General features: G+C 66.2%; 13 protein-coding genes. 5 read left to right on the plus strand and 8 right to left on the minus strand.

Features of this window, described 5'->3' with window-relative positions:
• Positions 1–94: 94 nt before the first annotated feature.
• The 4 genes from ACQW02_RS23495 (at position 95) to ACQW02_RS23510 (ending at position 5,882) form a co-directional block, all read left to right on the plus strand.
• A complete protein-coding gene (locus ACQW02_RS23495; protein WP_431282337.1) occupies positions 95–1,519 on the plus strand; it encodes a hypothetical protein in 1,425 nt (474 codons plus the stop codon).
• Between the two features lie 441 nt (positions 1,520–1,960).
• The gene (locus tag ACQW02_RS23500; RefSeq protein ID WP_431282338.1) at positions 1,961–2,284 is read left to right on the plus strand and encodes a hypothetical protein; all 324 of its coding nucleotides are present in this window, start codon (positions 1,961–1,963) and stop codon (positions 2,282–2,284) included.
• Position 2,285: 1 nt separating this feature from the next.
• On the plus strand, positions 2,286–3,107 hold the full coding sequence (locus ACQW02_RS23505; protein WP_431282339.1) for a virion core protein, T7 gp14 family: 822 nt from the start codon (positions 2,286–2,288) through the stop codon (positions 3,105–3,107).
• Between the two features lie 2,043 nt (positions 3,108–5,150).
• Entirely contained in the window at positions 5,151–5,882 is a 732-nt protein-coding gene (locus tag ACQW02_RS23510; protein WP_431282340.1) for a recombinase family protein, read from the plus strand.
• Between the two features lie 656 nt (positions 5,883–6,538).
• Here the strand turns inward: ACQW02_RS23510 and ACQW02_RS23515 are convergent.
• Both ACQW02_RS23515 and ACQW02_RS23520 read right to left on the minus strand, forming a co-directional pair.
• Positions 6,539–7,408 carry an FkbM family methyltransferase gene (locus ACQW02_RS23515; RefSeq protein ID WP_431282341.1) on the minus strand — a complete coding sequence of 290 codons (870 nt, stop codon included), beginning with the start codon at positions 7,406–7,408 and terminating at the stop codon, positions 6,539–6,541.
• Positions 7,409–7,524: 116 nt separating this feature from the next.
• On the minus strand, positions 7,525–8,862 hold the full coding sequence (locus ACQW02_RS23520) for a dihydroorotase (protein WP_431282342.1): 1,338 nt from the start codon (positions 8,860–8,862) through the stop codon (positions 7,525–7,527).
• Between the two features lie 123 nt (positions 8,863–8,985).
• Between ACQW02_RS23520 and ACQW02_RS23525 the strand changes: the two genes are divergently transcribed.
• A complete protein-coding gene (locus tag ACQW02_RS23525) occupies positions 8,986–10,008 on the plus strand; it encodes a Bug family tripartite tricarboxylate transporter substrate binding protein (protein WP_431282343.1) in 1,023 nt (340 codons plus the stop codon).
• On the opposite strand, the gene ACQW02_RS23530 is transcribed toward ACQW02_RS23525, so the two are convergent.
• The 6 genes from ACQW02_RS23530 to ACQW02_RS23555 form a co-directional block, all read right to left on the minus strand.
• Complete coding sequence (locus ACQW02_RS23530; RefSeq protein ID WP_431282344.1) at positions 10,001–10,948, minus strand: NAD(P)-dependent oxidoreductase; 948 nt, start codon at positions 10,946–10,948, stop codon at positions 10,001–10,003. The two genes, ACQW02_RS23525 and ACQW02_RS23530, sit on opposite strands and share 8 nt — an antisense overlap.
• A gap of 60 nt (positions 10,949–11,008) precedes the next feature.
• Entirely contained in the window at positions 11,009–11,977 is a 969-nt protein-coding gene (locus ACQW02_RS23535) for a Bug family tripartite tricarboxylate transporter substrate binding protein (protein ID WP_431282345.1), read from the minus strand.
• A complete protein-coding gene (locus ACQW02_RS23540) occupies positions 11,974–12,900 on the minus strand; it encodes an ABC transporter substrate-binding protein (protein ID WP_431282346.1) in 927 nt (308 codons plus the stop codon). Before ACQW02_RS23540 ends, ACQW02_RS23535 begins: the two co-directional genes overlap by 4 nt.
• A 230-nt stretch (positions 12,901–13,130) precedes the next feature.
• Positions 13,131–14,555, minus strand: a complete 1,425-nt coding sequence (locus ACQW02_RS23545; protein ID WP_431282347.1) for a mandelate racemase — start codon at positions 14,553–14,555, stop codon at positions 13,131–13,133.
• Entirely contained in the window at positions 14,548–15,363 is an 816-nt protein-coding gene (locus ACQW02_RS23550) for a sugar phosphate isomerase/epimerase family protein (protein WP_431282348.1), read from the minus strand. Before ACQW02_RS23550 ends, ACQW02_RS23545 begins: the two co-directional genes overlap by 8 nt.
• Positions 15,363–15,989 (minus strand): histidine phosphatase family protein, encoded by a 627-nt coding sequence (locus tag ACQW02_RS23555; protein ID WP_431282349.1) that lies wholly within the window; start codon positions 15,987–15,989, stop codon positions 15,363–15,365. Before ACQW02_RS23555 ends, ACQW02_RS23550 begins: the two co-directional genes overlap by 1 nt.
• Positions 15,990–15,991: the final 2 nt, after the last annotated feature.

Genomic DNA, 15,991 nt, shown 5'->3' on the forward strand with positions numbered 1-15,991 from the left:
GCGTCCAATGGTGTTTGCTATGGCCCGTCCGACAGCCGTTACCGGCAGCCGCTTCCCCTATGCCCGAAAGGTGGTCCCGAAGGATGTTCGGGGCATGCTCGGCCGCACGGAGTTTCGTCGCGCTCTCCATGGCGCCACCCCGGCAGAGGTGAAGCAGCAGAATTGCGACGCTATTAAAGAGTGGGAAGCGGAGATCGCGGCAGCGCGTGCAACGCTTCGGGGCGACACCCTACGCCTGACGCAAAAGCAGGTTCTGGCCATATGCGGAGAATGGTATCGCGGCGAGATCGCCCAATGGGAAGACGATCCTGGCGACCCCGTAGGTTGGCAAATCAGCAGAGACATACTTCTGGACGGCATGGAGACGGCAAGCAGCCTTAAGGCGCGGGCAGCGGCCCATCTTCGCGGCTTAGGGATCGCCGCCGACGTTGATAGCCTGGACCGCTTCACGCAGGCATGGCGAGAGACTCGGACTGACCTGTATGAGACGCTGCGGCGTCGTGCGACTGGCGATTATGCGCCGGACAAGACCGCTATCCGCTTCCCAACCAAGGCCGATGTTAAGACGGCTGAAAAGCAAGCAACGCCGCTTCCCGCCGCCGACCTATTGGCGCTTTGGGCAAAGGAGGAGAAACGCGCCACTAGCACCCTTCGCAAATATACCAGTTCGTTCGCCCAGGTGGCCCGTATTCTCGGCTTCGATGACTTTCGACGCATAACGGAAGAGGATGTCATACGCTTCAAAGGCGCGCGACTAGACGAAGGGGTTGTGCCTAAGACCGTCTCACATGACGTGCTTGCGGGAAGCGTGGTGTGCAAGTGGGCCGTCAAGAACAAGCACATTAAGGCGAACCCGTTCCAGGGACTGGCCCCGACTGTAGGAAATCGCGGGGAGGAGACTCGTTTTCCCTACACTGACGAAGAGGCCGCGATCATTCTGAATGCGGCCCGAAAGGAAGCCACGTCTCGACGCTGGCTGCCCTGGCTACTCGCCTTCACTGGGGCACGCATCAGCGAAATTGCCGACATGCAGCGGGGACACGTGCGGGAAGACAGCGGGGTGATGATCCTCGATATCTGCCCAGTGAAGGGCCGCGCCGGAAAGAATGAGACGTTTCAGCGGAAGCTTCCCATTCATCCTGCGGTTCTCGATGAAGGGTTCCTGGCCTACGTCGCGTCACTCCCTGCCGATCCGACAGCAGCACTCTTTCCCGATATCACCGTAGCGCCAGACGGCACGCGCTCCCCCACCGCGCAAACAAATCACATGCGTTGGGTCCGACGCATTGGCGTAAGGCGCAAAGGCACCGTACCGGCTCACTCGTGGCGACACCGTATGGAGGATGCACTCCGGCGGGTCCGCGCCCACCCGGAAGTGATGGATGCCATTACGGGCCGCTACAATCCTCGCAACGCAGGTGCGGAGTATGGGAACGGGTTCCGGGGCATGCCCGACGAAACCATAAAAGACCTGCGGAAGGTCCCCCTCCCCCCCGGCGTGAAGCCTCCGCCACCATAGACGCGCCTCACCGCTCCGCTTGCTACCTTGCCTATGTTCTCTTCGTTCACACAGGGGACCCGTTGAAGTCGGCGCGGATGGGCTGGGGCGTCTACCTAGGGTCCCCCATCCCCCAGCAAGGGAAACGGTTTCCTCCCTGACACCATAACGGTTTTCGTCATTCTGCCGTCGCCCCAATCAGGGGCATCGCCCTGTTCGCCACGGCAACGTCGCTGGCATCGCCCCCCGCATGTGTCGCCGTAGGCGCGTCCTATCGGCATCCGACCTCCCACGGAAGGCATCCGTGAACCCTGCACATCTTGCCCCAGGAAGCCCCTCACCGGCCCCCTGCTACACCCCTAGCGGCAGGTCTGGTTTGGGCTGTCCTGGCGCGACCCGGCCACAAGGAAACAGCAAATTCGCACCCTCACCGACCCCCCAACAGGGTCGCAACGCCCGACGTTGACCATCACACTGCATTCGTCCCGCGCCGCGTCGTGCGGGGAACACTATGTCGAGGCGAAGGACCCCGAGTTCGCCATGGCCCGCATGCTGCTTGATGCCGGCCACGACCCCCTCACCGCCGTCCGCACTGTTTGGGCCGGGGCGGGGATGCCATCGCTTACGGGGGTCCTCGGTCGCTGGGCTTCAGTCCGCACGAAAGAGGAGGACGGGGGGAGCTTCCGGCTGGTGGCGCAGCGCTCCGGCCCCACGCGCAGCGCATCCCCGCTCTTTGAGAAGGAAGGCTTCACGGCACAGGAAACCGTCTACATGAAGGATATCTAGCATGGCGTTCATCATCGGCGCGGCGGTCGTTTCCGCTGGCGTCGGCATCGCGCAATCGGTCATGGCTGGTCAGGCCGCGTCCAAGGCAGCATCGGCACAGCAGCGGGCACAAGACCTAGCGCTCAACAGCCAACTCAAGGACCGTCTCGCGGCGATCCAGTACCAGGAAGACCTGTTCAAGCAAGATTTGTCCTACGCGCAAGAGACTCTCGACTACCAGGAGAGCGAGTTCGGGCGGCAGGAGCGGGTCCTTGAGAGGAACCGAACGGCCATCCAGAAGAACACGAACGACAGCATTGCGGGCATCATCGCGCGTCGTGTGGAGGAGGACATGAGTTCCATTCTCCAGGAATACGGGATCGCGCAGAGTGCCGGTGAGGCGCGGGCAACGACCCGTGTTCGGTCCTCGGCGCGTGGCGTTGAAGGCAACAGCGTCGAAGCCCTGATCCAGGACGTAAGCCGGCAGGAAGGCGACGCGGTGTCGGTCCTCACGCTGAACCGGGAGGCGACCAGCCGGGGTCTGACACGGGCCGTGATCGAGGCCCGGACGCAGGGGGCGCAGCAACTGGCGAACCAGCAGGCGCAGACCTACCAGCCCTCGACCCCGATCCGGACGATGGGTCCCCTGGCGTCCATCAACACCCCCGGACAGGTCGCGCAGCCATCGCAACTGGCAACCCTCGTGGGCATCGGGAGTGCCGTAGCGGGCGGCTTCAACACCTACAATTCGTGGAGCGGCAACACGCCCGCGAAGACCGTCAACCAGGGCACAGCCTGGATATCCCGCCAGTTCAAGATAGGAGCGCCCGCGAATGGCGGTTGAACAACAGCGGTTCCGGCCGCAGTCATCGGCGTGCGGTTCGTCCTGGGTCCGCACCTAGAACCAGGTGGCGGGAAGCCCGGCAGGGCATGGGAACGTAGAGTCCGCTTTACCTTCCTTGCTCCCCTTATAGTGCCCCGAATTGTCCCTCTCGGGAGGCATAGGGCGAACGCCCCAACCCCTAACGGGGGAAGACCAAGAGCCGCGCCGCGGATTAGGGTCCCCCCTCCCATGACCGTTCATTTTACCCCGCTCTTTGTCCCCCGCGCGTAAGCGCCTAACGGGAGACCAGCGAGGTGAACGAGATACGGGACGAATATCAGACTTAGGGGGGCTGATAGATCGTGGGGGGTAGGGGGGTAGTTAACAAGAATGTTAAGTGATTGTTAAGGGACCTTAAAAGGGAAACCAGTTAAGGGTTAGTAGTTAAAAACCAGTGGAAGTGTGATTTAAGTGCAATATAGTGATTGTATAGTGTTTCTATAGGGGTTGTTATGATCCCTACAGTGATTGTTAAGGGGCCTCTTCCGGGTCCCCCTGTGTGGTCTTTGGCGTGAGCCTAGCGTGAGCCTGATGGTCCCTGTGTAGGGATGGTGATGTGCCCCTAGAGTGATACCGCACACCTCACTTCCCAATCTCTATACCCTGATCTCTGCCTCTATGAAGGTGTAGTCCGCTTTACCTTCGCACTGGTTTCCGAAGCGATGCCTGAAAAGGCCCACGGAAAGACCCCAGTGAAGGGCGGAACGTGTCTCACGCTCTCCGGTCTCCCTCGCCCGGCGGCCCGGTCTCCCCGCATGTCGCGCCCCCTGCACTGCGCGCGGTCTTCAATCGCCCCCATCTGGCCCCTAATCCGGCCCGGTGGGGGTTTTTTGCTGGGAAGGTAAAGTCAGCTCTACCTTCGTGGACTGGCCCAGCCCTGATTTTCCACCGCAGAAATCTGAGCACCTCACCACACTCGCGCGAGGGCTGATTTACCCCCATGGGGTCCCGGCGCAGCCACACAGGGGAATGCTGGGGCAAGGCATGGCCGCCCTGCCTGTCGGGTCTCAAGGACCGGGGAAGCGGACCCCGCGCCCGCACGACCGGACCACGGACCGACTCTCACCGACGTTATGTGACAAATGCTCCCCCTAAAGGGAGCTTCGTTGCGGTATCGTTCGGAGACTCCCATGTCATCCCCGTTGCAACCCCACGGGAGACACACCCATGCCCAGCCTCGCTACCTTCGCCCTCGGTTCCGTCGCCCTTGAGATCGATCCGGGGGCCGTCTTCCTGCGGGCCGGGCGTCTTGAGTGCTACCTTCGCACCGCCCCGCACGACCCCCGGCGCTGGGGCTGGCACCGCGAACCCGGCAGCCTGGAGATAGACGCGGGCCGTCTCCGCTTCACCGCATCCAAGGCGCCTGTAGCGGGCTGATAACGGGCCGGCAGGGACCCGTAGCGGAAGGTATAGTCAGCTTTACCTTCCACCCCTGCCGGCTCCTCCCTTCACATAGCCTGCCGCCTTGTCAGGCCGGCAATCGTCCGCGCGTTGCCATGTGCCGCGCCCTTGCGGGTCCCTCCGGTGTCCCCGCGTGAAGGTAGAGTCAGCTTTACCTTCCGAACCGACCGGCCCCCCTCTCGTTCCTCTTCGTCCTGCCCTTCACCGGCCCGGTCTTTGGGTCTTCCGGTCGCGCCCGGTTTACCCGGCCCAGCGGCCGTCTATCCTCCACCCCTGGAACGATATCGCCGGGGACCAAACTCTTGCATCCAAACATCATAGCGGCCGGCATCATCGCCGCTGGCCTGTTTGCCGCCGCGAGCATCAATAAGGGCACCTACCAAATCGCCGCCGAAAGCGGGCTTGCCTACCGCCTAGACACTCGAAGCGGGCAGGTGGTGGTCTGCGTCGCTCCCGTGGCACTTACGCCTATTACTACCTGCCACAGCGAAAACCCTTAGCCCGATTGTATCAATAACCAATCAACGACCGTTGCTCAGTCATTGACACACTTGCCGCCCGCTGCTTTCCTTCGCCCCGCCGATCAACCGAGGGCAAGAACCTATGGCCGCATCATCCGACACGCCGCGCAGCTTCGTCGCCTATCTGCGGGTCAGCACCGACCGGCAGGGGCGTAGCGGCCTTGGTCTGGAGGCGCAGCGGGCCGCGATAGACGCCTTCGTGAAGGCCCCTGACAGGCTGCTACTGCCCCCCTTCGTGGAGGTGGAGAGCGGACGGAAAACCGATAGACCCCAGCTAGGTGCCGCCCTGGATAGGTGCCGGCGGGTCGGAGCTACGCTCTTGGTCGCCAAGGTGGACCGGCTTGCCCGCAATCTGCCGTTCCTGCGGAGCTTGATAGACGGCGGCGTTGACGTGGCCTTCTGCGACCTGCCGAACCTCCCGGCCGGGGGTATGGGCCGCTACATGCTCTCCCAAATGGCCCTCTTCGCAGAGCTTGAGCGGGACATGATTGCGGACCGGACCAAGGCGGCGCTGGCCGCTGCGAAGGCGCGGGGGGTCAAGCTAGGCGGGGATCGGGGCTATCGTCCGCCGTCTCCCCCGGACGCGAAGGCTGGCGGTGATGCCTCCGGGGCGTCTCGTTCACTGGCCGCCGATCATGCTGCCTTCCGGCTGATGCCCGTGGTGGAAGAGATACGGGCAGCGGGGGCGGTGTCTCTGCGGGACCTTGCTTCCGCCCTTACGTCACGGGGCATCCCCACACCGACCGGCAAGGGGGGCTGGACGGCTACGGCGGTGCGGCGGGTTGTGGAACGGGCAGCGCGGGCGGCAGCCTGACCAATGGAATAAGGTTAAATATCCTGTATATAAAGGATTATTATCTTATTTCCCCTATCCCGTTTCTGGTCCCGGGGCGGGCGTCCTGTGCGTAGGGCAATCTGTACAGTGCAGACGGCAAACGCAGGAAGGTCGCCGCACGACTGCGTTCAAGAGCCACCCCTACCGCCCCCAAAGACTCGCCCAGGGAACCCTGTCCATGCCCCGACGTGACACCCAGGGGATGTGAATAACGTCCCCGCAGGCAGCTTTTCAGGCTCTGCCGCTACACCCCTACCAGACACCCCCAGAAAGCCCGCCTGTGGACTCCCCGACCCCCTAGAATTGGACCCTACGGAGCATCCCCCGCCCTCGGCACGTCCCCCACCCTTGGAGACGGACCGGCGAGGGCGGTTGACCTTGAATAACTGCCCTCATGGGAGGCGCCGTAAGGCTTGGGTTGCTCAATGCCTTGGCGCCAGATGGCTACTCCAACAAACTAATACAAATACCTGCCAGGGCATGCTCGCACGTCTTGCCAAACCCAAGCTATTCCCTCACTTTCCGGCTCCCCGCAACGGCGTGACAGAGGTTTCAATCCCCTCCGGCAGCACCATTATCTCAAGGGCTTAGCCCCCGGCGCGACCGCCCGGTATGGCGGAATGGCCCCGCCCCCCTCACTGCACCTTCGCCGCGCTCGGCCGCGCGATCAGGTTCTGCGTCACATAAATCTCACACCGCTTCACGTCATAGGGAAACAGCGGCAGCAACGAACCGTTCAGGCACAGCCGGTAAATATCGTAACCCGGCAGGCATTCGAAGAAATCGCGCATCGTCACATGCGTCGCGATATTCGCCGGAATGAACTCGAACTGAATCAGCCGGATGCGTCGATCCGCTATCGCGCTCGCGGCGCCCTTCAGCACATTGAGGTCGAAACCCTCCGTGTCGATCTTCAGGAAATCGATGGTCTCGATGCCGCGCTCCGCCAGATAGGCATCCAGCGTCGTGCAGGCGATCTGGTGGCTGACGATGGCGTCGTCGAAAATGCCCACGGCGTCGCGGCTGAGGCTCGCCTGGGTCGAGCCGTCGCGGTCGGCGAAATCGAACAGCTCCAGCGTGCCGCTGCTGTCGCCGAGGGCGGCATTGACCAGCGTGACGCGCGCCGGATCAACGTGGGTGGTCAAGTCGGCAAAGGTACGCGGGTGCGGTTCGAAGGCATGGATGCGCGCGGTCGGCGCGATCCGCGCCAGGTACTTGGCGTAGGACCCGTAGTTGGCGCCGACATCGAACAGCATGCCGCCCTGCAAGTCGGGCGCGATGCTGTTGAGGAAGGCTTCCTCGGCATGGTTCAGACCGTGCCGGCCCTTGAAGTTGATGGCGATGCCGTTGCAGCGCAGGGCCAGGTCATAGATCGCCCGCCCCAGCCAGGCAGCTGAAGGGCGGTTGATCGCCCAGATCAGCGGATAGGCGGCATGGGCGAGCCAGCGGCGAAGGCGACGGTCCTGCCAGGTCGTGGTCGTGGGGCGCTTTGCGATCTCGGACACGGACGTCTCCTGGCCGGGGCGTGGTGCGAACCGACCCGCCCCGTTGCCTCCGTGGGACTGTGACCTGTCGTTGCGGGTCGCGCCAGAAGGGAGACGGCCCGTCCCGGCCTTGCGCCCTACCCCCGCCGGGTCTCGGCAAAGGGCACCGGCCGGCCCTGCGCCGTGCCGACCACGGCATCGTCGCGCATCACCACCTGGCCGCGCACCACCGCCGCGACCGGCCAGCCATGGCAAAGGTGCCCGGCAAACGGCGTCCAGCCGCAGGGCGACACGATCCAGGATTCCTCGATCCGCCGTTCGGCCGCCATGTCGACCAGGGTGAAATCGGCGTCATACCCCACCGCCAACCGCCCCTTGCCGACCGAGCCGTAGACCCGCGCCGGCCCCGCCGCCAACAGGTCGGCCAGCCGCATCAGCGACAGCCGCCCGGCCGAGACATGGTCCAGCATCATCGGCACCAGGGTCTGCACCCCGGTCAGCCCGGCCGCGGTCGCGGGCCAGGGCTTTTCCTTGTTGGCGCGGGAATGGGGCGCGTGGTCGCTGCCGATCGTGTCCACCGTGCCATCGGCGATGGCGCGCCAGGCGGCCTCCATATGGCGGGCATCGCGGATCGGCGGGTTCATCACGGCATAGGCGCCCAGGCGGTCATAGGCATCGGGGGCACATTGGGTCAGGTGGTTCACCAAGACCTCGACCGTCGCGACGTCGCGGTAGTCGGCCAGGTATTCCAGCTCCTCCTGCGTGCTGACGTGCAGGATATGGGCGGGGCGGCCGGTCTTGCGGGCCAGCGCCATCAGCCGCCGCGTGCCGAGGAAGGCGCATTCCACGTCGCGCCATTCGGCGTGCAGGGCATAGGGGCCACCGGCCGCATAGGCGGGCTTGCGGGCCTGCAGGCGGTATTCATCCTCGGAATGATAGGCGATGCGGCGGCGGCCGTTGCGCATCACCGCTTCCAGGCTCGGGTCGTCCTCGATCATCAGGTCGCCGGTCGAACTGCCCGCAAACACCTTGATGGCGCAGACATTGGGTTCCAGTTCCAGCGCGCCGAGTTCGCCGATGTTGGACCGCGCGGCGCCGACGTAGAACCCGATGTCGCACCAGCTACGGCCATCGATATAGCCGCGCTTCCAGTCCAGCTTGGCCGTATCGGTGATCGACGGCGCGGTGTTCGGCATGTCGAAAACGGATGTCAGCCCGCCCAGCACGGCGGCGCGGGTGCCGGTTTCGACGGTTTCGACCGCCGGATCGCCGGGGTCGCGCAGATGGACATGCGGATCGGTCAGCCCCGGCATCACATGCAGATGAGCGCAATCCAGCGTTTCGGTGGCCTGGGCCAGGCGCAGGTCGCCGATCGCGGCGATCTTGCCGGCGCGAACGCCGACATCGGCGGTCTCGATCCCCCAGGGCAGCACGCAGCGGCCGTTTTTCAGGATCAGGTCGAAGTGTTGGGTCATGGCGGTTCCCGGCGTAGCGGCCGCCAGTATCGCGCCGGCGGCCGGGCGCGGAAAGCCGGGCGGCGCATGATTGACGCGGAACGCAAGGTGCCCTTTGAGAGGGCCGAGATACGGGAGAACGTCATGATTCATTCTAACCAGACCACCCTCGGCCGCCGCGCGATCCTCGGCGCCGCCGCGATGGCCCTTGCCGCCCCGGCGCTGGCCCAGACGGCAACCGCTTGGCCCGACCGCCCGATCACCCTGGTCGTGCCCTTCCTGGCCGGCGGGTCCACCGACATCGCGGCCCGCATCCTGGCCGACCGGATGCCGCCGCTGCTGGGGCCGCGTGCGCGCATCATCGTGGAGAACCGTGCCGGGGCCGGCGGGTCGGTGGGGGCCGATTTCGCCCGCCGCCAGGCGCCGGATGGCTATACCCTGCTGCTCGGCACCGCATCGTCGCATGGCACCAACCCGGTGACCTTGCAGGACACCACGCGCTACGACCCCATCACCGACTTCACCCCCATCGCCCTGGTCGGCGGCGGGCCGCTGGTGGTCGTGGTGCCGCGCAATTCACCCTTCCGCACGATCGAGGATCTGGTCGCCGACATGCGCGCGCGGCCCAATGCGCTGCATTGGGGAACCTCCGGCACCGGCAATATCGGGCACCTGACCGGGGCGATGGTCCTGGCATCGGCCCCGGGCGGCGGGGCGCCGCTGGAGGCCGAGCACGTCTCCTACCGCGGCGGGTCGCAGGTGATGGAGGCGATGGCCAAGGGCGAGTTGAATTTCTCGCTCGAACCCATGGCCTCGGCGGCGCCGCATCTGCGCGACGATGTCAGCCGCGGGCTGGCGGTCACGTCACGCGAACGCAGCCCGCTGTTCCCCGACATGCCAAGCCTGCTGGAGCGCGGTTTTGTCGATTTCGACAGCACCACCTGGAACGTGCTGGTCGGGCCGCGCGGGATGCCGCCGGAGATCACGGCGGCGCTGAACCGCGCGACGCTCACCGTCCTGGCCGATCCCGCCGTGCGGTCGCGCCTGTCGATCGCCGGGGTCGATGCCGCGCCGCCGATGACCCCCGATCAGACGCGCGACTTCTTGGTGGCGGAACTGGCGAAGTTCCGCGCGATCGTGGCGCGGGGTGGGCTGACGTTCAACTGAGCACCCGCACCGGCTGCCCCGCCAGCCAGGCCCGCACCGCTTCGAAACTGCCCTGGTAGCGGGCCAGGAAATTCTCCCGCGTGCGGCCGCCGATATGGGAGGTCAGCAGCGTATTCGGCAGCAGGGTCAGCGGGTGGCCCGGCGGCAGCGGTTCCTGGTCGAAGACGTCCAGCCCCGCGCCGCCGAGGGCACCCGATCGCAGCGCCGCGACCAGTGCCGCCTCATCCACGATCGGGCCGCGCGCGGTGTTGATCAGGATCGCGCCGGGTTTCATCGCGGCGATCTCGGCGGCGCCGATCATGCCGCGCAGGGCCGGGCTGTAGCGGACGTGGATGGTCAGCACATCGGCTTCGGCGAAGAGCGCCTCACGCGTCACGCGGCGGGCGCCGGCCTCGGCCGCGGCCGCGTCGGTCAGGCGGGGGCTCCAGGCGATGACCTCCATGCCCAGGGCCGCGCCGACGCGGGCGACGCGCCCGCCCAGATCGCCCAGACCCAGCACGCCCAGGACGCGCCCGGTCAGGCCGCGCCCGAGGTCGGCGCCCCAGCCGCCGGCGCGGATGGTGCGGTCCTCGGCCGGGATGTTTTTCACCAGGCCCAGGATCAGCCCCCAGGCGAGTTCGGCGGTGGCGGCGGAAAAGCCGTAGGTGGTGCCGCAGACGGTGACGCCGGCGGCGGCCAGTGCCGCCAGGTCGAGGGCCGCGTTGTTCATGCCATGCGTGACCACCAGCCGAAGGTCGGGCAGCCGCGCGATCAGGGCGGCGTCGAAGCGGGTTTCTTCACGCGCGGTCACCACGATCTCGCAGCCCGCCAGCACCGCCGCCGCTTCATCCGGCCCGGACAGGCGGCCATGCACCTTTGGCACGATGCCGCCGGGCAGGCTGGGCCAATCGGCCGCGGCGAGAGCGAGGTTCTGGTAGTCGTTGATGATGGCAAGGCGCATGGAAGAAGTCCGGCTGGGTTCGCGCTTGTCCGCCGAACCGGCAGCCGTGCCTAGGGCGTGCTACTGCATCCGCAGGCCGAGCGATCTGACGAGTGGCGAAAAGCGCGTCACCTCGGCGCGGGCGATGGCGGTGAATTCGTCGGGCGTGCTGCCCTTCGGGATCAGCCCGGCATTGGCGAAAAGCGCCCTGAGGTCAGGATCTTCCAGCGCCGCCAGCAGCGCCTGGCGGATCCGTTCCCGATAGGCGACCGGCATGCTGGCCGGTGCCATGAGCCCGTAGGTATTGGCGCCAAGCACCTCTGGATAGCCGACCTGCGCGGTGGTCGGCACATCCGGCAGGAAGGGGTAGCGTTCCGTGGCGGCGACGGCGAGGCCGACGAACTGCCGGTCGCGGATCGGGTTCAGCACGACATTGGCATCGAGGCAGACGATATCCACATTGCCCGACAGCAGCGCATTCATCGCCGGGGCCGCGCCATTGAAGGGCACGGGCGTGGCCTGCAGCCCCGCGTCTCGGTTCAGCAATTCGCTGGTCAGGTAGGTCAGCGTGGCATTGCCGGCCATGGCCATGTTCAGCTTCGTCGGATTGGCGCGGGCATAGGCGACGATGTCCGCCATCGTCCGGAACGGCCGCGACGCGCTGCTGACGAAGACGGTCGGCACGTTGGCGATGCTGCTGATCATCGGCAGGTCCACCCAGGGATCGAAGCCGAGCTGCATGGTCAGCGGCCGCAGCGAATGGATGCCCGTGGGGTGCAGCAGCACGGTGTGATTGTCGGTCGATCGGATGACGAATTCCGCGGCGATGATCGACCCCGCGCCCGGCTTGTTCAACACCACCACGGGCTGGCCCAGGCTGCGCGCCATGCCCGTGCCGATGGCGCGCGCGATCGTGTCGCCCGAGCCCCCCGGCGGGAAGCCGATGACGATGGTCAGCGGCCGGTTCGGCCAGCCCGGCTGTTGCGCCAGCGCGGGAGACACGACCGCGCTGGCCAGGGCTGTCCCAAGCAGGCGTCGAGAGATCATCATGTGAGCACCACGTCGGCTTCTTCCAGCACATGGGCGGGGATCGTCAGGCCCATCTCCCGCGCGGCCTTGAGGTTGAGAGTGAAGGGGCCGCGGCAATTGCGGTCGATCGGGATTTCGGCGGGGTCGGCACCCTTCAGGATATCGTCCACCACGAAGGCCATCATCGGCCAGGCTTGCTTCTTTCCGGGGTTGAAGGAGGCAAGTCCGCCATTGCGCGCGATGGAAAGCTGGTTGCCCACGGCCGGCAGCTTCGCCTTCAGGAACAACTCGCCCAGCCGCGCGCCATTGGTGTTGAACAATTCATGCGGGCCGACGATCGCCGCCTCGCAGCCGTCGCGCTTCATGGCGTCGATGGAACCCTCGAAGGCATCGAGGGTCATCGTCTCGTAGATCCTGAACTCCATCCCCATCGCCTCGGCGGCTTCGCGGAACTGGATCATCGCGGCTTCGGCGGGCGAGTAGGTGTGGTTGTAGAGATGCCCAACCTTACGGATGTGCGGCAGCACCATCTTCACCAGGCGGACCTTGGTCCAGTTGTTGTAGGGAATGTAGGAGAACCCCGTGAAATTCCGGCCGGGCCGCTGGTAGCTTTCGATCAGCCCTGCGGCCATCAGGTCCGTCGCCCAGGCGACGACCGGGATGCGCGTGCCCGCGACCAGCGGTGCCAGGGCCAGGTTGCCATTGGTCATGAAGGACACGATAACATCCGGCTTCCAGTCCACGATCTCACGCGCATATTGCTCGGTCAGCGGGAAGCTGCGGTTGCCGAAGCGCTGGAGGTATTCGACGTTCTTCCCTTCATGGTAGCCGATCCTTTCCATGCCCGCCTTGAAGTTGACCATGTCGTTGGTGTCGACAAAGGCATCGCCGTTACCGACGTAGTGAAGCAGGCCGATGCGAGCGACGGCCGGAGGATTGGACATGCGGGAACCTTGGCGCGAAGGGAGAAGAGAAGGAGCGGGCGACGCCTGATCAGGCCGCGATGGACGATAGGAACGGACACACCGGCATAGATCGGATTGGTGTCGTCATTGTTGCTTCCTCATCGCCCCCGTTCTGCGGGGCTTTCTTGTCGGACGTTGACCCTGACGATAGGTCAGCCCGACCGGGCCATCAACCTTAGAATCAGTCTATTGACCTTTTGACCCACCTGTCACGTCGCGGCGGGCGGCCAGGCGGCGCGGGGCATCGCGTCCATCGCGACAAAATCCGGCTCCTCCGTCGCGCCAAGCCCCGCGCAATCCAGGCTGGCCAGATCCAGCGCCCCCGCCGTAATCGCCAGGCGCGGGCCGCGCGCGGTATCGGCGTAAAGCCCAGGATGCGCCTCCATGAAGCGCACCGCCTCGGCCTTCGGGCGGCCGGAAAAACCATCCACAAAATGGTGCCCGTTGCGCTCCACATGCGGCAGGCCGAGCAAGGCGATCAGCGCCAGATCCTGCTGCACGCAGACGCCGGCCAGGGTGGTCAGGTCCTCGGCACTCATGAAGAAGTCCGGGCCCCAGGCGCGGCAACGCGCCAGATTGACCAGGCTGCGCCAGACGCCCTTGCAAGCCTTTGACGAGACCCCGGTGTAGCCAAGGCCGCGCGCGGTGACGAAGGCATCCAGCGGCCCGTCGCTTTCGTCGATGATGACCGGGCGATGCGCCGCCAGCGCCGCCATGCCCGTTTCCAGCGCTCGGGCGCGTTTGACCGGTTGCTCGATGAAGACGATGGCACGGCGCAGACCATCCAACCGCGGCTCGGCCTCCATCGCGCGCCATAGGGCGATGACGCCGTCAGCGTCTTCATATTGCTCATTGCCATCCAGGCTGGCGCGATAGCCGGGGCGCTGGTCGAGCACGGCCGCGATGCGCGACAGGCGATCCACATCCGCCGCGATGTCGCCGCCGACTTTCAGCTTCCACCAGCGGTGGCCGTAGGTCGTGGCGACCTCCTCCAGCGTTTCCGGCAAGCCGTCGCCGACGCGGCTTTGCTGGTCGGCGGCGGTGATCGGATCGACCAGCCCCACGGTATGCCGCGCCTGCACCCGGGTCAGCGGCACCAGCCCCGACAGCATGGCGCCAAAATCGAATTTTTGGAGATCAGGCGCGCAATCATGTGCCACCATGCCGCCGATATTGGCGCGCATGCCGTCCCAGAAGGACAGGCCGTGCAATTTCAGCAGCGCGTCCAGCATCGCGCGGTCGAGCAAGGCGCGACCGTAGGAGGCGACGAGCGGATTCAACGCCTCCGCCCCACAACCCGCCACCTGCGGCGCATAGCCATTGGCGAAATGGCCGAAGGCCGTGTCGAACCCCGCCGCGACCGATGCCGCGCAGGCGATCTCCAGGCTGCGGCGCAACTGGTCCATGTTCTGCGCATCACTCAGCGCCGGCGATTTGTCGAACCATTTGGCCGCCAGGGTTTCCGCCGCGACGCCCCAGGCCCCGCGCCCATCCGCCGTTTCGATGCGCGCGCGCAGCACGGCCTGGCGCCCGTCGGTCACGGTGATGACACCAAAACGGAAGGGCATGCGCAGCGCAAAAGGCCATTCGCGGCATTCGGTTTCGACCAGGCGGAAACGCGGGGCGTCATGCATGGGTCAGGGCTTCCTCGATGCCGCGCAGGTAGCCGATCGCGCGGGCGGCGCAGCCCGGCCCGTCGGGGATGTAGTCGAAGGGTTCCACGCCGCAGATCCCACCATAGCCGGCCGCATGCAGCGCCCCCAGGATCGGCGCGAAACGGTCGCCGCCCTGGCCGGGGCCACGGCGGTTGCGGTCGTTCAGGTGGATATGCGCGATATGCCCGCTCGGCAGCCAGCGCCGGATGAGGTCGGGCACCGCCTCGGCCTCCGCGTTTCCGGCGGCGCTGGTGTCGATCATCGTGCGCAGCGCCGGGTTTTGGATGCGATCGATGATGGCCACGGCTTCCGCGACCGTGCGGCACCAGGTGTTGTCGGGCGGCGCCAGGGGTTCCAGCACATAGGTCACGCCGGCGTCTGCCGCGCAGCGCGCCGCATACGCCATCGCGGCCTCGGCATGCGCAGCCTCCGCCGCTGATGTCACCACGCGCTGGAAGGGCGATCCATGCACCAGGTATCCCATGCCCAGGTCGGCCGCGAGGCCGACCAGCCGCGCCATCACATCCAGTGTCCGCGCATCGCCATGGCTGATCGACAAGCCGGCCGGCGCGACCAGCAGCCAATGCAGCCCGGTCAACGCCACGCCCTCGGCATCGGCGATGCGGCGCAATTCGGCGCGGGCGGCGGCGGGCAGCAGATGCGGGGCCTCCGCATCCAGGGTGAAGGGCGCGAGTTCCAGCCCGTCGTAGCCAAGTTTCCGCGCCAGCACGCATTGCGCCGGAAAACTGAGGTCGCGGATGACCTCATTGCACAGCGAAAACCGCATCAGCCCGCCGCCACGAAAAGCGCATCGGCGGGCAAGATACCAAGCAGCCGCCCCGTGTCCGGGCCGGGCGCAAAAATCGCCATGGCACCTTCGGGATATTCGGCCTGCGTCAGCCCACGCCCCAACACCATGCCGAGCGGCACGATATGCCCCACCAGGATATCGGTGACCGCGGGCCCGGATGGCCGGCCGCTGCGCGCCCGCAGCCAGGCGATCTGTTGGTCGAGGCGCATCGGGTCCGGCGTATAGTCATCGGCATTCAGCATGGGTTCGACCACGGCCCGCGCGCCAAAGGCGATCTCGGCGGTATCGCGGGCGCGAAACACCGGGCTGGCCAGCACCTGCCCGATCGGGATGCGCAGCGCGGCCACGGCGGCGCCGACCCGCTGGGCTTGGGCGCGCCCGGCGTCGGACAGGTTGCGCTGCGCGGCACGGTTCCGCAGGTCGCCGGTATCGGCCTGGCTGCGGTCGGTGATGCCGTGGCGCATCACCACGACCACGCCCCCGGCCTGCAACGCGCCGACCAGCGTCGTCGCCGCGGCCTGGTCCACGAAGAACTTGGGGGCCACGAAGAACGCGGGGGCCGCGATCAAGGCGCGCCGTCGCATCGCCTGTGCCTGGCCCATGA

This window comes from Humitalea sp. 24SJ18S-53 (genome assembly GCF_050632385.1).
Lineage (GTDB): Bacteria > Pseudomonadota > Alphaproteobacteria > Acetobacterales > Acetobacteraceae > Humitalea.

Excerpts from the sequence above, each read along its gene's own strand:
- ACQW02_RS23495 (WP_431282337.1), top strand. The coding sequence starts at position 95 with ATGCTCGGCCGCACGGAGTTTCGTCGCGCTCTCCATGGCGCCACCCCG.
- ACQW02_RS23505 (WP_431282339.1), top strand. The coding sequence starts at position 2,286 with ATGGCGTTCATCATCGGCGCGGCGGTCGTTTCCGCTGGCGTCGGCATC.
- ACQW02_RS23510 (WP_431282340.1), top strand. The coding sequence starts at position 5,151 with ATGGCCGCATCATCCGACACGCCGCGCAGCTTCGTCGCCTATCTGCGG.
- ACQW02_RS23520 (WP_431282342.1), bottom strand. The coding sequence starts at position 8,862 with ATGACCCAACACTTCGACCTGATCCTGAAAAACGGCCGCTGCGTGCTG.
- ACQW02_RS23525 (WP_431282343.1), top strand. The coding sequence starts at position 8,986 with ATGATTCATTCTAACCAGACCACCCTCGGCCGCCGCGCGATCCTCGGC.
- ACQW02_RS23530 (WP_431282344.1), bottom strand. The coding sequence starts at position 10,948 with ATGCGCCTTGCCATCATCAACGACTACCAGAACCTCGCTCTCGCCGCG.
- ACQW02_RS23535 (WP_431282345.1), bottom strand. The coding sequence starts at position 11,977 with ATGATGATCTCTCGACGCCTGCTTGGGACAGCCCTGGCCAGCGCGGTC.
- ACQW02_RS23540 (WP_431282346.1), bottom strand. The coding sequence starts at position 12,900 with ATGTCCAATCCTCCGGCCGTCGCTCGCATCGGCCTGCTTCACTACGTC.
- ACQW02_RS23545 (WP_431282347.1), bottom strand. The coding sequence starts at position 14,555 with ATGCATGACGCCCCGCGTTTCCGCCTGGTCGAAACCGAATGCCGCGAA.
- ACQW02_RS23550 (WP_431282348.1), bottom strand. The coding sequence starts at position 15,363 with ATGCGGTTTTCGCTGTGCAATGAGGTCATCCGCGACCTCAGTTTTCCG.
- ACQW02_RS23555 (WP_431282349.1), bottom strand. The coding sequence starts at position 15,989 with ATGGGCCAGGCACAGGCGATGCGACGGCGCGCCTTGATCGCGGCCCCC.